The sequence below is a fragment of the Agrobacterium tumefaciens genome, assembly GCF_009649785.1.
Taxonomy (GTDB): Bacteria; Pseudomonadota; Alphaproteobacteria; order Rhizobiales; family Rhizobiaceae; genus Agrobacterium; species Agrobacterium tumefaciens.
Window position 1 is genome coordinate 133,449 of record NZ_WJOK01000007.1, and the last position, 15,131, is coordinate 148,579.

A 15,131-nucleotide genomic window follows, 5' to 3' on the forward strand; every position below is an offset into this window, starting at 1 on the left:
CGGAGCTCAGTCCAGCGAATGATAACGGCCGTTTTGATAGACCAGCGAGTGACCCGACCCGATGCGGATCGCCTCCACCTTGCCGATGATGATGACGTGGCTGTGGCGCTCGATCGCCTCCTCGATGGTGCAATCGATCGCGGCAACGGCGTCCTCGAGGATGGGCGCGCCGCTCGCCAGACGGGTCCATTCCGCGCCGCGATAACGGTCCACACCTTTCAGACCGCCAACACCGGCAAACTGGTTGGCGATGAACTGATGGTTCGGGCCGATAATATTCACCGCCAGATGGCCGAAGCGCTGCACCACAGGCCATGTGGAGGAGGAGCGGTTGAGCGCAACCAGAATTCTTGGCGGATCGACCGACAGGGCTGTGGCGGATGTTACCGTAGCACCCGTGCGCGCATCACCCTCGCCCGCCGTAATGACACTGACACCGCCGCCCAGCGTCCTGAGCGCCGCCTTAAGGCTATCGGCATCCGGCGCCTTGCCAGAGACGGGATCGCGGAGATTGATGAATTGTTGATCCTTGGCCGCATATTGCAATGTCATCGATCGCTCCTGAAAACAGCTTGTTGCTCAATAGTTAGCAGCGGCGGCGGGGCGTGAAATAGACATCGTATTCCATAATACTTATATTCTATGGAAATAATGTTTTATATGCCGCTCTCCCGTGAACGCTCCGCCGAATGACGCCCATAGGAAAGGCTAACCGGAAGACAGGGCCGCCTGCCTTCCGGCGATTGATCACGAGCCGGATACCAGCTTGACGTTACCGCCGTGGCCGCCGCCGCCGAAAACCTGTTTTGTGCCGAAAGACGAACGGATCTGATTACGTGGCCCATCAAGCCCGATTTCCGGAAACAGCAATTCGGATAGACGATAGGCTTCCTCCAGATGCGGATAGCCCGATGCGATGACGGTATCGATGCCCAGCGCCTGATACTCCCGCAGCCGTGCCGCAACTGTCTTCGGCGAACCCACCAGCGCGGTGCCGGCGCCAGAGCGGACAAGACCGATTCCCGCCCACAAGTTCGGAGAGACTTCAAGCTGGTCACGCCGGCCATTATGCAGCGCCCGCATCCTTGCCTGACCGACCGAATCCGACGCCTTTAAGAAGGCCTCCTGAGCGGAAGCGATGGTTTCGTCGGAAAGCTTGGAAATCAGTTTGTCCGCATCGGCCCAGGCCTCCTCATCGGTTTCGCGCACGATGAAATGCAGGCGAATGCCGAATGTCACTTCTCGCCCCTTTTTCGCTGCGGCGGCGCGAACCTTGGCGATTTTTTCCGCCACCTGTGCCGGCGGCTCACCCCAGGTCAGATACTTGTCGGTGATACCGGCCGAGAACTCGATCCCGGCATCGGAGGAGCCGCCGAAATAAAGGGGCGGACGCGGTTCCTGCACCGGTGGCAGGCCGAGCCTGGCACCCTGTGCCTTGATATATTTGCCGTCGAGATCTCCCTTGCCAGTTTCGATCAACGAATTGAACACCTGGAAGAACTCGTCAGCGTGGTCGTAACGCTCGTCGTGCGGCAGGAAGATGCCATCACCAGCCAGCTCCTGCGCGCTGCCGCCAACGACGATGTTGAGAAGCAGCCGACCATGGGAAACACGGTCCAGCGTGGAGGCCAGCCGCGCATAATAGGCCGGCGAGGCAACGCCCGGACGGATGGCGACGAGGAATTTCAGTTTCTCGGTATAGGCGGCGAGATTGGCCGCGAGGATGAAGGATTCCTCGCAGGCGACGCCGGTAGGAATAAGCACCCCGGAATAACCGAGCCGATCCGCAGCCTGCGCTATTTCCCGAAAATAGCCGGGATCGGCGGGACGTGACAGATCGTCGGAGCCAAGATAGCTGCCGTCGCCTGAGGTGGGTATGAACCACAGAAAATCGAGTGGTTTGTCAGCTGTGCTCATCGACAGGTCCTTTGCAATCCGCCCATCGGGCAATTCGGCTGGGTACTAAAAGGGTAGCCAATTCCCCGCCGCGTTTAAGAAATTTTGTTCCAATTTCCGTGCCGCAAGGAGAGTTTATCTCCGCTGGGAAATGGGTCTGGGAAGCGAAAACAAACCTTTCGCCTCCCTGTGTCAGAGGACCGGATAAAGTCCGAGCATCGCAAAATTCATTTCGTAAATCTCTTCCCGCTCAAGGTCGAGATCGCTCTTTTCCCGCTTGATACGACCGGAATGATCCAGCGGCTGGAGACTGCCCTGATCAACCCCTCGCGGCCTACGCCTGGCCAGACCGAACAGATCGACAGTAAACGCATGAAGTCCCTGCGGCATGTGCGCCTCCTTTGGTCAATTCGCTCTATCCTCCGGCGAGCGCCCAGATTGGTCAATATTTTCCATAAAATTACTATTCTATAATTGGCGGATTGCCGGCAAACGTGGACTAAGGTTGCGGCAGCGGGAAAAATTCCGTTTCGAACCGCCAATAAAGGGGTCATCGCAATGGCACCGACACGATGGCCGCTGAAAGCACGGACTTGGGACGAAAAGACTATAGAGCGCCGGCATCACCCTGCAGCAGCGCACCGTGCAGAACGGGTGATCCGCGCTTCCTCGATCTGCTGGCCTTGATTTCGGACGCCGCTTTCAGGCGTGCGAAAAGAGCATAGCCCTCGGACCACCGGCCGAAACCGGCGGCAATATTGATGTGTCCAACGGAGCCGAGATTGACGATATCGCTTCCCCAGTCAGCAGCGGTGCGGGCTAACTCGTCCGGGTTCATATAGGGGTCGTTCATGCTACCTACGACGAGACTGGGGAAGGTGAGCGGCGACCGAGGAAATGCGCCGAAGCGGACGATGCATGGATGCATTGCCTCCACTCTGTCGAGATGGGCGGGCGCCACCAGAAGCGCACCCCTGATTTTGCTGGCCACGGGTCGTGTCGCCATATTGGCGACGAGCAGGCAACCCAGGCTGTGGGCGACAATATAGGCGCTTTCGGTTGCGGCGAGCGCCGCTTCCAGACGCTCAAGCCAGTATTCAAGAACCGGGCATTCCCAATTCTGCTGATCGACCAGCTGCGCCTCCGAATCTTCCAGCAGCCAGTGCCGCTGCCAATGCCCCTCATCCGAACCGTTGAGGCCGGGGACAATCAAGGTGGTACACATGCCTACTCCGTGGTTTGCGGGCGGGGTGTGCCAAGAATGGTGAATTTCGCAATTTTAGTCGACTATTGCCTTGCTCAGCTTTTCCGAACTCGAGAAAAATCGATCCAGACAATTCCGTTGCGGCAAAAAATACGTTCTCGGCAGCAGCCTTGGCACTGCGCATGTGGAATCATTGCCTAAAATATTTTCCATAGAAAATATGTTCTAATCGAGCAAACCGCGCGGAAAGCTTTTCCTCTGCCGCATTCCAAAAGAAACGCCGCTGCTTGGCCGTGCCGCCGCCGGTTTGTCATTCTCGCACTGTCGGAGACCTCAACCTCCCGAACCTCAAAATGGCAAATGCCGAGCCTCGGCAGGGCCATTCCACCGCGACATAAAGCGAAAATTCAGGCGGATAATGTGAGCAGCACGAGCGAATTTCTCTGGTACATCCCCAATGACGTCAAACCCGGACATCGGGGCGACGCCGTCAGCGAAAACCACAACAGCCTCGATACTTTAACTACCCATGCCAGGGCGCTGGAAAACCATGGCTGGAAGGGCGCGTTGATCGGCACAGGCTGGGGGCGTCCGGATACCTTTACGGTTGCGGCGTCGCTTACCGCGCGTACCACCACTTTCGAGCCACTGATCGCTATCCGCCCCGGCTACTGGAAGCCGGCCAATCTCGCATCGGCCGCCGCCACGCTCGATCAGCTTTCTGGTGGCCGGGTACGAATCAATGTCGTTTCCGGCAGGGACGAGCTTGCGGCCTATGGCGACGAAGAAGGCGATCAGGCGCAGCGTTATGCGCGCACGAAGGAGTTCATGCGGCTGGTGCGGCGGCTCTGGACTGAGGAAAACGTCACTTTCAATGGCGACCATTTCCGGGTCAAGAACTCCACCGTCTCGCCGCGCATCAGCGAGAGTGCCGGCCGGCCACATCCCAAACTTTATTTCGGCGGCGCGTCCGAGGCCGCCGAACAGGTTGCCGCAACTGAAGCCGATGTCCAGCTCTTCTGGGGCGAACCGCTCGCCGGCGTGCGCGAAAGGATCGAACGTCTCAGACATTTCAGTGAGACCCTCGGCCGTGACCTGCCGCCGCTGCAATTCGGTCTGCGGATCACCACGCTAGTGCGCGAAACCGCGGCTGAGGCTTGGCGCGATGCGGAAGCAAAGGTGGCGGAGATGGCTGCGAACAATGGCGTGCGCTGGAACGATCATCTGCAAGGTGTCGCGGTCGGCCAGCGCCGCCTGCTGGATCTGCACACGCAGAGCGATGTGCTGGACGACAATCTTTATACCGCACCCGGCAAATTTGGCGGAGGCGGTGCCGCAACGACATGGCTCGTCGGTTCGGCGGAAGACGTCGCCGCGTCGCTGCGCAAATACCGCGCGCTTGGCATCACCCATTTCGTGCTTTCCGACACGCCCTATCTTCAGGAAATTGAACGGCAGGGCGACAAGCTGTTGCCGCTACTCCGGGACTGATGCGGGCGGCGTCAACATGGGCGGCCTGCCAAACAAAGCCGCCCATGTCTTCTACGGTCAGCCGCCAACAGCCTTGATGCTCTGACGGCCGAGGATAGTTCGGATCATGTGGCTTTGCGGCGCATGCGCCCTTGCCGTTATGGCGTCGCGGTGATGCCGCTCGAGATTATAGTCCCGGCGAAGGCCGCGATTGCCGCCAAGCTCCAGCGCCAGATCCGTCACTGCCAGCGCATTGTCGATCACCACATGACGAACGGCGAGCGCATCCGTGCCTACCCTCTCACCCGCATCGATATCACGCGCGACGGAGCGGAGCAGACGCCTGTTGGCCGCAAGAAGTACCTCGATCTCGCCCACACCTTCCTGAATGCGCGGAATGGATGACAGCGGCGCGCCGAGGCTTGCCGGAACATGGCCTGTCAGATGGCGCAAGAGGGCGTCACGCGCCGAAAGCGCGACACCGTGATAGACGGAGGCCAGCAGCACGAAGAAATTGTAACCGTCCGCCTCATCCCGCCGCAACGGCTCGTCCGCCGGCTGTTCGGCAACGATATCGGCGAGCGGCACCCTCACATTCTCAAGCAGGAGATCGTCGCTGGCGGTGGCATACATTCCTGTCGCTTCCCATGCCTTTTCCCGGCCGATGCCCGGCGCATCGAGCGGGACCAGAAGCTGGATCAGACGCGGCGCCTCTTCCGTCGTGACGGCAAGTACAATCGCCCATTTCAGACCCGGCAGGCCGGTGACGAAGCTCTTGCGGCCATTGACCACCCAGAAATCGCCCTCGATCCGCGCCGTCGTTTCCGGCAGTCCGCCATGGGCCGGGGAACCGATCCCCGGCTCTGCCTGCGCATTGTTCAGAAGCGCCCGCTCCCTGTTATTGGCGGCCAGCACTTTTGCCGCGAGATCTGCCGGCCACCTGCCGCGCCGGATGGCAGCATGAACGCTGTAATGCATGGCAAGGATGAGGGCGGTTGACGGATCACCCTTGGCAATGGCGGCGATGACGGCATGCGCGGTTTCCATGCCCTCTCCCCAACCACCGTCCTTTTCAGCCGTCACGAGACCAAGCAGGCCAGACTTGAAAAGTGCCTCGAAATTACCGGCGGCGAATTCGCCGCTTTTGTCATACTCCGCCGCAGTCAGGCTGAAATCTTCGGCGAGCGCGGTTGCGATGGCGACGGGATTCAAGTGCTGCTCCGGGCTCGGAACGGCGGATAAAGCGCCGCTCATGCCACCGCCCTTTCACTGGTCGTGACGAAACGGTCATCGATCCACGCAGCGAGATCGAAGTCGTTTTCAAGGAAACCCCATTGATGCAGGAAATCCTTGTAATGGCCGACGGCGGCGACGAGGTCTGCATCGAGGCCAAGACCTAGATGGCGGTGGACATCCGGGCCGTTGGCGGCCAGAACCTGCTCTTCGGTCGCACCCGCCTCGCGCGCGATAAAACGGCGGGTCTCTTCCGGATGCTGCTCCGCCCAGAGCGAGGCTTTGGCAATGGCGGCAACCAGCCGCTCCACCAGATCGGGGCGCTCATCGGCAAGTCGTCCGTCAACTGTCAGCACGCGGGGAGAGCCGGAGTTGATACGTATCTTCGGGTCGGGGTGAAAACCGAATTCCGCCACTTGCACGGCGCCGATCAGGTTCGCGGCGGCGATACCGGCAGTACCCTTGACGAAAATCGCATCGACCTCACCCCGCAACAGCGCGATGATCTCCTCACCGAAGGATTGTCGCCGCTTCAGGCCGAAAAGGGATGGTCCCTCCTGTGTCGCCAGCACGGAATCCTTGATCACGATATCCTTCAGCTCGATATCCTCGACCCTCAGCCCTTCCAGCGAAAGCGCCGAAACGATGCCCTTCAATGCTGTCGCTCGCATGAAATCGACAATCCCATCAGGTCTGCGCGGCACACCGAAACGGCGGCCGACGAGATCGGCAAGCGAGCGGATACCGTTTTCCGGAAGGGTGATGATCGCCTGGAACTCATCGGTCCAGGTAATGCCGATAAGACGCGTATTGCGCCCTTCCGAGCGGGCGCGGATAGGGGGCACATTACCGCCGTGGCGGAAGGACCATTCCAGCGTGTGGTTGAAATGGCTCTGCCGCACAGAACGATCCGGTGAATCGATGATGGATTTCAGCGATATCCCCACATCCTCAAAGGTCTGCGCGAGATAACCGAGCTGCGCCGCAAGCCCCACGGGCGTGGGCACCGGGCAACGTGTGTACCAGATTTCAGAAAGTGTCGTGCTCATGGCTTTGGCCTCGATGAAAACGATGACACCAGAAAGCGATGCTGCGGTGCCCGTCGACGAAAGGGAGATGCCCCTGCCCGCCGCAAACGGCGGGCAGGGGCTGGCGAGACGATCAGGATGCCGCGATATGCGCGAAGGCCAAGCTGCCCGCGACGCCTTCTGCACCGATAGTGTGATCGGCAATGCGCTTGTTGAAGATGGTGATTTCAGGTGCAGCAACGATATCGATGGCAGGAACGTCATCGACGAGGATCTGCTGTATTTCCTTCCATTGCGCGACGCGCTTGTCCGGATCGATCTCGACAGCGGCAGCTTCCAGCAGCGCATCCACCTTGGGGTTGCTGTAGGCGGCGCCATTTGAGAAGGGCACGCCCTTCTTGAAGTTTTTCGACCAGTATAGCCGCTGCACACCGACGGTCGGGTCGAAGAGATTGCTCATGCCCTCATAGGCAAAATCGAAATCGCGATCCGTGTAGATGCGCTTGGTATAGGTGGCGAAATCCTGCGTCCGCACCGTCACATCCACACCGACCTTCGCCAGCGCCTGGCGAATATAGTCCGCGCCACGCGGATAGGCTTCGGTGCTCGGCACATAGTCCAGATTGAGCTTGAAACGGATACCATCCGCGCCGCGCTTGTATCCCGCCTCGTCCAGCAGCGCTTCGGCCGCCTTCAGATCGATCGGATAGGTCTTCAGATCGTCCACGAACCATTTCGTCAGCTTCGGATTGATCGGGCCGGTGATTGTCGCGCCATAGCCATAATTGACCGTGTTGAAGATGACTTTGCGGTCAATGACATGCGCGAAGGCGCGGCGGACGCGGACATCCTTGAACACGTCCTTCTCGAGGTTGAACTCCACGCGGCTGATCGAATTGGTATATTGATAGCCATTGGTCTCGAAGCCGAGGCTCGGCAGCTCCTTCAGCCGGTCGAGATCGCTATAGGCGACCGGGGTGCTCGGAGCGAGATCGATCTCACCGGTTTCGATTGCGATGGCACGGGCCGACGCATCTGGAATGAAGCGAACAATCAGCTTGTCGAGATAGGGGCGCGGCGCATCCCAATAATCGGCATTGCGCTCAAAAACGATATGGCTGCCGCGCACCCATTCCTTGAACTTGAACGGGCCGGTACCAACAGGCGCGAGATTGATGGGATTTTCGGTGACTTTCGTGCCTTCATAAAGATGCTTGGGCACGATAGGCGTTTCAGCAGCGGCAAGCGCCGTTATCAGATACGGCGCAGGCTTGGAAAGAACCAGCACGGCCGTCAGATCATTCGGGGTCTCGACAGCAGTGAGGTTCAGGAAGGTATTGCGCCCGCGCGGATGCACTTCCTTGATGGTGTTGATGGAGAACGCCACATCGGCAGATGTGAAAGGCTTGCCGTCATGCCATTTTACACCGGGTCTCAGATTGAAGGTGTAACGCAGGCCATCGCCGCTGACATCCCATGATTTGGCCAGGAGCGGCTTGGGGTTGAGGTCGAAATCATAGGTCAGCAGGCCTTCCGTGACCTTGGGCGATATGTAGACGGAATTATAGGCCGTGTGCGCGATCGTCGTCAGAACCGGCGGCTCCGATGAGATGAGTAGGGTGGCTGTGCCACCGCTTGCCGGCTCCGCCGCGTTGAGCTTCAGCCCCGGCAACGACACCACGCCAAGAGCCACCGACGCCAGCAGAAATCCGCGGCGCGTCGTCTGGTTGAAAACAGTCATGCGATACCTCTCCTTAATTGAACCGGCGAAAAACCGGCAAAACTGAACGGCCGCGCTTGGGAAGAAGTTTGTTCCGCAGACGAGAGTGAGATTGGCATGAAGCACCAACCATTCTCATAAATAGGAATTATCTTTTCTTTATGGCGCATTTTTCCGTAAATTTCAGAAAATAATTCTATTACTCTTTGACAAATTCCATAAAATTAGTCAACTAATACCAACGCCTTTACGGGCCGATTTCATGTTTTCAAGCGAATGGACTGGAGCCGATGTCGAATTCGAAACGGATTTTATCGCAGGCAAGGCGGGTGGCCATTCAGGCCGTCCCGACGGTTCTCGGTATCGTCATCCTGAACTTCTTCCTGCTGCAGCTGGCGCCTGGTGATGCGGCTGACGTGCTGGCCGCGGAAGCGGGTTCGGCGACCGTCGAGACCATGGCCGAAATTCGCTCACGCTTCGGGCTCGACCTGCCGGTCGTCCATCAGCTCATGAACTATCTCGGCAATCTGGCCCAGTTCAGCCTCGGCTTTTCACCCCGCTACGGCATGCCGGTCGCCGATCTTATCGGCCAGCGGTTGCCCGGCACGCTGGCGCTGATGGGAGCAGCACTTGGCATTGCGATTTTCGTCGGCGTTTTCCTCGGCTCCATCATGGCGCTCTTTTCCGGCAAGCTGCCGGACCGGATCATTTCGATTGGCTCGCTAATCTTTTATTCCGTGCCGGGCTTCTGGATCGGCCTGATGCTTATCCTCACGTTCTCGGTCAAGCTCGGCTGGCTTCCGTCTGGCGGCGACAGCACCATCGGCAGCAGCCTCACCGGCCTCGACGCTTTTCTGGACAGGCTGCGCTATATCGTTCTCCCCGCCCTTTCGCTGGCGCTTTATTTTCTGGCGATTTATGCCCGCCTCACCCGCGCGGCGATGCTGGAAGTCAAATCCCAGGACTATGTGCGCACGGCACGGGCAAAAGGCGTTTCGCCTTTCCGGCTCACCACACGCCATATTCTGCGCAACGCGCTCATCCCAATCACCACCATGGCCGGCATGCATATTGGCGGCCTGCTGGGCGGTGCGGTCGTGGTCGAGACGGTCTTCAGCTGGCCAGGCCTTGGCCGTCTTGCTTTCGAGGCCGTCATGGCCCGCGATTTCAGCGTGCTGCTCGGCATTCTGCTTCTCTCTTCCCTTGTCGTCATCATTGTCAATGCCGCCGTGGACCTGTTGCAGGCATGGCTCGACCCCCGCATCGGAGAAAGCCGATGAATTCCTCCCAGACATCAGCAGTTCTCGACGCGGCCGAACTCAGTGCCGAAGAGAGCAATCCCAAACCTAAAAAACCTGAAGAAAAAGTCTGGCCCTATATCCATGCGCCGGACGCGCTTTCAGCCCGCTCCGTCTCCGTGCCGCGGCGCGGCTTGCGGCGGGAACTGAAGATTTTCCTGACCAATCCCAACGCCATCGTTGGGCTGCTGTTCCTTGCCACCGTCCTCATCGCCGCTGTCACGGCCCCGCTGATCTATCCGGGCGATCCGCTGGAAATGGTGGCCCGCCCCTTCCTCTGGCCCGGCCAGAATCCAGCCTATCCGCTCGGCACCGATTCCATGGGGCGTGATGTGCTGGCGGGCATCGTGCATGGCGCACGCATCTCGCTCACCGTCGGTGTCGTCGCCACCCTGATAGGGCTGACGATCGGCATAACAATCGGTGCTTTCGCCGGTTATTTCGGTGGCATCATCGACGATATTCTTGTGAAGATCATCGAAATCTTCCAGACATTGCCGAACTTCGTGCTGCTGGTGGTGCTCGTCGCCATTGCCCAGCCTTCGGTCACCACGGTAACCTCGGCAATCGGCATCATTACCTGGCCACTTGTTGCGCGCCTGACCCGCGCCGAATTCCGCGCCATCCGCGAGAAGGACTATGTGCTTGCCGCACGAAGCCTCGGTTATGGCCATGCGCGTATCGTGTTTCAGGAAATTCTGCCCAACGCCCTGCCGCCGATCATCGTCACCTCCTCCGTCATGGTGGCGGGTGCGATCCTCATGGAAGCAGCCCTTTCCTTCATGGGACTTGGCGACCCCAACCGTGTTTCCTGGGGTTCGATGATCGGGTCGGGACGCGACGTCATTCGCACCGCCTGGTATCTGACCGCCCTTCCCGGCCTCGCCATCGTCTTCACCGTCATTTCGCTGAACCTCATCAGCGACGGTCTCAACGATGCGCTCAACCCCCGTTTTTCGGAGGAACGCCGATGAGCAAACTTATCGAAGTCCACGATCTTTCCGTCAGCTTCGGCTCAGCCCAACCGGTCAAGGGCGTCAGCTTCGATGTGGAGTCCGGCGAAATGCTGGCAATCGTCGGCGAAAGCGGCTCGGGAAAATCACTGACTGCGCTCGGCCTGATCGGCCTGTTGCCGTCGCATGCAAAAACCGGCGGGCGTGTTCTGCTCGAAGGCCGCGATCTCCTGCCGCTTTCCGAGCGGCAATGGCGCGGCATTCGCGGCCGCGATATCGGCATGATCTTTCAGGAACCGATGACCTCGCTGAACCCGGTCCTGACGGTGGGCGAACAGATCATCGAGGTGCTGCGCATCCATGAAAGGATCGACAGGCACCAGGCGCGCAAACGCGCCATCGAGCTTCTGGACCTCGTCAATATTCCCGACGCCCAGCGCCGCGTGGACGATTATCCGCACCAGCTTTCCGGCGGCATGCGCCAACGCGTCATGATCGCCATCGGCGTTGCCTGCAATCCCAAACTACTGATCGCCGATGAGGCGACGACCGCGCTCGACGTGACGATACAGGCGCAGATCCTGCAGCTGCTCGACAATCTGCGCCGCGATCTCAACATGGCCATCATCCTCATCACCCACGATCTTGGCATTGTGGCGCAATGGGCCGATCGGGTCATGGTCATGTATGCCGGCCGCAAGGTGGAAGAAGGATTGCCTGAACCGGTTTTCTCCAATCCTTACCACCCCTATACGCGCGGCCTGCTGGCTGCCTCTCCGCGCGCCGAAGACGGCCAGCATTATCGCGACGGGCCACTCATCGAAATTCCGGGTTCAATCGTTTCGGCCACGGGGGAGCGCGGCTGCGCCTTCCGGCCACGCTGTCCGAGCGCCCGCGGTTTCTGCGGGCAGTTCGTACCGCCGCTGAGGCTCGTCTCGGAAGGCCGCTACGCCGCCTGCCCCTTCGTATCCCCCACATCCCAAGAGGTATCCGATGACGCTCTTGTCAGTGCATAGTCTTTCCACCCACTATTCGGGAGGACGCGGAACAGTCCGCGCCGTCGACGATGTGTCGCTCGACATCGAGGCGGGCGAGACCGTGGCGCTGGTGGGTGAATCAGGCTGCGGCAAATCCTCGCTCGGCAAGTCGCTGATGCGGCTGGTGGAGCCCACTTCCGGCAGGATCACCTTCAAGGGCGCCGATGTCACGGCGATGTCGTCGTCGCAGCTGCGCGGCATCCGCCGCCGCATCCAGATGATCTTTCAGGACCCATTCGCGTCGCTCAATCCGCGCCAGACGGTGCGAACCATCCTTACCGGGCCGTTGAAGGTGCACGGCATTGGCGACAGGGCGCAACAGCGGGAGATCGTCGAGGCGATCGTCGCGCAGGTGGGGCTGCCGCCTGATGCACTCGACCGCTATCCGCACGAGTTTTCCGGCGGCCAGCGCCAGCGCATCGGCATTGCCCGGGCGCTCGTTCTCGAGCCGGAACTGGTCGTCTGCGACGAGCCTGTCTCGGCGCTCGATCTTTCCATACAGGCGCAGATCCTCAACCTTCTGGTGGAGATGAAGAAACGGCTTTCGTTGTCCTATCTCTTCGTATCCCACGACCTTTCGGTCGTACGCTATTTTTCCGATCGCGTTCTCGTCATGTATCTCGGCAAGATCGTGGAAAGCGCGCCGACCGCGGAGCTTTGGGCCTCGCCGAAACACCCCTATACCCGTGCGCTTCTCGCAGCCGTTCCCGATCCCGCGCGCCGCAAGCAGGCAGCGCCCATTTCCGGCGACCTGCCGAGCCCCCACAACCCGCCATCCGGCTGCCGGTTTCACACCCGCTGCCCGCTCGCCACCGATCTCTGTCGCGAAAAAGCGCCGGATTACACCCTTTTCGGCAAGAACTACGCCGTGGCTTGCCACCATGCCCAATAAACTGAAGGAGCAACCATAATGGTCGACTATCGCTATCTCGGACGCAGCGCGCTGAAAGTTTCACCGCTGAGCCTCGGCACGATGATGTTCGGAGGCCCGACGCCGGATGACGTGGCCTTCCGCATCATCGACAAGGCACGCGAGCAGGGCATCAACTTCATCGACACTGCAGATGTCTATCACGACGGCAAGTCGGAAGAAGTCGTTGGTCGCGGTATCAAGGCCAGTCGCGATCACTGGGTTCTGGCAACGAAATTCGTCAATTCCCACACCAAGGGTCCGAACCTTGGCGGCCATTCGCGCAAATGGGTGATCGAGACCGTCGAGAATTCGCTTCGCCGTCTCAACACCGACTACATCGATATCCTCTATTTCCACCGCGCCGTCTTCGACGCGCCGCTGGAAGAGCCGGTACGCGCCATTGCCGATCTCATCCGTGCGGGCAAGCTGCGCTATTTCGGCGTTTCCAACTTCCGGGGCTGGCGCATCGCCGAAATTTCGCATTTGGCCGATCAGCTCGGCATCGACCGGCCTATCGCCAGCCAGCCGCTCTACAACATCGTCAACCGCACGGCCGAAGCCGAGCAGCTGCCTGCGGCACATAATTACGGGCTGGGCGTCGTTTCCTATTCGCCGCTGGCACGTGGCGTGCTGACCGGCAAATATCAGCCGGGTGAGCAGCCGGGCGCAGATACCCGTGTCGGCCGTGGCGACAAGCGGGTTCTGGAAACCGAATGGCGCCCCGAGTCGGTCGAAATCGCCCAGAAGGTTGCGGCGCACGCCGCATCAAAGGGTGTTTCGGCAGCGGATTTTGCGCTCGCCTGGGTGCTGAACAACAAGTTCGTCACCGCCGCGATCACCGGCCCGCGCACTGAAGACCATTGGGACGGTTACGTCCGCGCCCTCGATGTGAAGATCGATGCGGAAGACGAGGCGCTGGTCGACAGCCTTGTGACGACAGGCCATCCCTCGACACCCGGCTTCAACGATCCGAGCCATCCCGTCGAAGGCCGCGTGCCGCGCAATATCGAACCGGCTCCCCGCCCGGTCGTCAAGCCGCGCGCGGTCGCCTGATCGTCCAGAAGAAAATGCCTGCGGCGCGACCGTGCCGCAGGTCATCACATCCGCTCAGGGAAATCCGCAATGTCCAATCCTAAAATACAGACCGCAACCACCGATAATTCCAGCGTGCCGAGCCGAGACGACATTCTGGCCCGCGCCAGGGACATTGCGGCTGTTGCCGCCAAGGATGCCGCTCGCCGTGAGCGTCAGCGGGAACTTCCCTTCGAAATCTTCGGCCTGATCAAAGAAGCCAGGATCGGCACGCTGCGCATCCCCGAGGCCAAAGGCGGGCCGGGAGGCTCGATTGCGGACTATATAGAAGTCCTGATGATCCTCGGGGAAGCCGACAGCAATATTCCGCACGCACTCCGCAGCCATTTCAATTTCACAGAAAACCTCGCTCTCACACCGATCGAGCTCGAGGATCGGCGGCACCTCGAAAATGTCCTCACCGGCAAGCTCTTTGCGGGCGCCAGCACGGAACAGGGCACCAAACGTCCCGGCGAAATCACCACGCGCCTCAGCGCCGATGGCGACCGTTATCGTCTGAACGGCCGCAAATGGTATGCGACCGGCACCGCCTTCGCAGATTTCGGCACCTTTAGCGCTGTCGGCGACGACGAACAGCCGATCGGCGTCCTCATTCCGCTTGATCGGCCCGGGATCACCATCCTCGACGACTGGGACAGCATGGGCCAGCGCATGACGGCAAGCGGCGGCGTTTTGCTTGAAAATGTCGAGGTGCTCCCGCATGAACTGACGACCCGCAAGCTCGGCAGCCAGATCGGGCGCCACAGCTCGGCCATGCGACAATTGCACCTCGCTGCCTCTGCCGCCGGTGCCGTTCAGGGTGCACTCAACGATGGCATCGACTATGTTCTGCGCCAGGCGCGCACCACGCTCCACAGCAGCGCCGAAACCGCCAATCAGGACCCCTTTGTGCAGAAGATGCTCGGCGAGATCAGCGCCGGTGCCTTCGCCGTCAAGACGCTGATCCGCGAGGCGGCAAGAACGCTCGACAGGACCGCCGCCGCCTTTTCCAGCGGCGACGAAGAGGCGATAGAAGCGGCTTTGCTGGAAGGTTCTCTCGCCACCGCCCGTACCCAGATCATCGCATCGCAGCTTTCACTAACGGTCGCCACCAACCTTTACGAACTCGGCGGCGGATCGGCGACGTCCAGCGAGCGGAATTTCGACCGCCACTGGCGCAACATCCGCACGGTCTACAACCACAATCCGCTTGCCCACAAGGCGCGTGTCATCGGCGACTATTATCTCAACGGCACCACGACGCACCTCAGGGAAGGCCGGGTATTCTAGCGATAAAGGGAAAACGGC

At 60.1% G+C, this 15,131-nt stretch carries 14 protein-coding genes; 7 read left to right on the forward strand and 7 right to left on the reverse strand.

The features are described 5' to 3' along the window. Positions 1 to 6 precede the first annotated feature (6 nt). From GH784_RS09605 to GH784_RS09620, 4 genes are all read right to left on the reverse strand, one after another. Positions 7 to 552, reverse strand: coding sequence for a flavin reductase family protein (locus GH784_RS09605; RefSeq protein WP_003511097.1), 546 nt, complete (start codon positions 550 to 552; stop codon positions 7 to 9). Positions 553 to 747: 195 nt separating this feature from the next. After that, positions 748 to 1,917, reverse strand: a complete 1,170-nt coding sequence (gene ssuD, locus GH784_RS09610; protein ID WP_003511099.1) for an FMNH2-dependent alkanesulfonate monooxygenase — start codon at positions 1,915 to 1,917, stop codon at positions 748 to 750. Positions 1,918 to 2,088: 171 nt separating this feature from the next. Then, entirely contained in the window at positions 2,089 to 2,286 is a 198-nt protein-coding gene (locus tag GH784_RS09615) for a hypothetical protein (RefSeq protein WP_035199524.1), read from the reverse strand. A gap of 217 nt (positions 2,287 to 2,503) precedes the next feature. Then, positions 2,504 to 3,121 (reverse strand): alpha/beta hydrolase, encoded by a 618-nt coding sequence (locus GH784_RS09620; RefSeq protein ID WP_065704260.1) that lies wholly within the window; start codon positions 3,119 to 3,121, stop codon positions 2,504 to 2,506. A 399-nt stretch (positions 3,122 to 3,520) separates the two neighbouring features. On the opposite strand from GH784_RS09620, the gene GH784_RS09625 reads away from it, so the two are divergent. After that, positions 3,521 to 4,591 (forward strand): LLM class flavin-dependent oxidoreductase, encoded by a 1,071-nt coding sequence (locus tag GH784_RS09625; RefSeq protein WP_065704523.1) that lies wholly within the window; start codon positions 3,521 to 3,523, stop codon positions 4,589 to 4,591. Between the two features lie 57 nt (positions 4,592 to 4,648). On the opposite strand, the gene GH784_RS09630 is transcribed toward GH784_RS09625, so the two are convergent. The 3 genes from GH784_RS09630 to GH784_RS09640 all read right to left on the reverse strand — a co-directional run bounded on the left by GH784_RS09630 (position 4,649) and on the right by GH784_RS09640 (position 8,572). Further along, the gene (locus GH784_RS09630) at positions 4,649 to 5,824 is read right to left on the reverse strand and encodes an acyl-CoA dehydrogenase family protein (RefSeq protein WP_065704262.1); all 1,176 of its coding nucleotides are present in this window, start codon (positions 5,822 to 5,824) and stop codon (positions 4,649 to 4,651) included. Continuing rightward, positions 5,821 to 6,852, reverse strand: coding sequence for an ABC transporter substrate-binding protein (locus tag GH784_RS09635; RefSeq protein WP_065704525.1), 1,032 nt, complete (start codon positions 6,850 to 6,852; stop codon positions 5,821 to 5,823). Before GH784_RS09635 ends, GH784_RS09630 begins: the two co-directional genes overlap by 4 nt. Positions 6,853 to 6,964: 112 nt before the next feature. Continuing rightward, a complete protein-coding gene (locus GH784_RS09640; RefSeq protein WP_065704264.1) occupies positions 6,965 to 8,572 on the reverse strand; it encodes an ABC transporter substrate-binding protein in 1,608 nt (535 codons plus the stop codon). Between the two features lie 269 nt (positions 8,573 to 8,841). Between GH784_RS09640 and GH784_RS09645 the strand changes: the two genes are divergently transcribed. From GH784_RS09645 to GH784_RS09670, 6 genes are all read left to right on the forward strand, one after another. Further along, positions 8,842 to 9,831 carry an ABC transporter permease gene (locus GH784_RS09645; RefSeq protein ID WP_026330697.1) on the forward strand — a complete coding sequence of 330 codons (990 nt, stop codon included), beginning with the start codon at positions 8,842 to 8,844 and terminating at the stop codon, positions 9,829 to 9,831. Then, positions 9,828 to 10,823, forward strand: a complete 996-nt coding sequence (locus GH784_RS09650; RefSeq protein WP_065704266.1) for an ABC transporter permease — start codon at positions 9,828 to 9,830, stop codon at positions 10,821 to 10,823. Before GH784_RS09645 ends, GH784_RS09650 begins: the two co-directional genes overlap by 4 nt. Beyond that, on the forward strand, positions 10,820 to 11,818 hold the full coding sequence (locus tag GH784_RS09655) for an ABC transporter ATP-binding protein (protein ID WP_065704268.1): 999 nt from the start codon (positions 10,820 to 10,822) through the stop codon (positions 11,816 to 11,818). The genes GH784_RS09650 and GH784_RS09655 overlap by 4 nt, the downstream gene beginning before the upstream one ends. Then, the gene (locus GH784_RS09660) at positions 11,796 to 12,731 is read left to right on the forward strand and encodes an ABC transporter ATP-binding protein (RefSeq protein ID WP_065704270.1); all 936 of its coding nucleotides are present in this window, start codon (positions 11,796 to 11,798) and stop codon (positions 12,729 to 12,731) included. The genes GH784_RS09655 and GH784_RS09660 overlap by 23 nt, the downstream gene beginning before the upstream one ends. An 18-nt stretch (positions 12,732 to 12,749) precedes the next feature. Further along, positions 12,750 to 13,805 (forward strand): aldo/keto reductase, encoded by a 1,056-nt coding sequence (locus GH784_RS09665; protein ID WP_003511118.1) that lies wholly within the window; start codon positions 12,750 to 12,752, stop codon positions 13,803 to 13,805. Positions 13,806 to 13,874: 69 nt separating this feature from the next. Next, entirely contained in the window at positions 13,875 to 15,113 is a 1,239-nt protein-coding gene (locus GH784_RS09670) for an acyl-CoA dehydrogenase family protein (protein ID WP_019564762.1), read from the forward strand. Positions 15,114 to 15,131 lie beyond the last annotated feature (18 nt).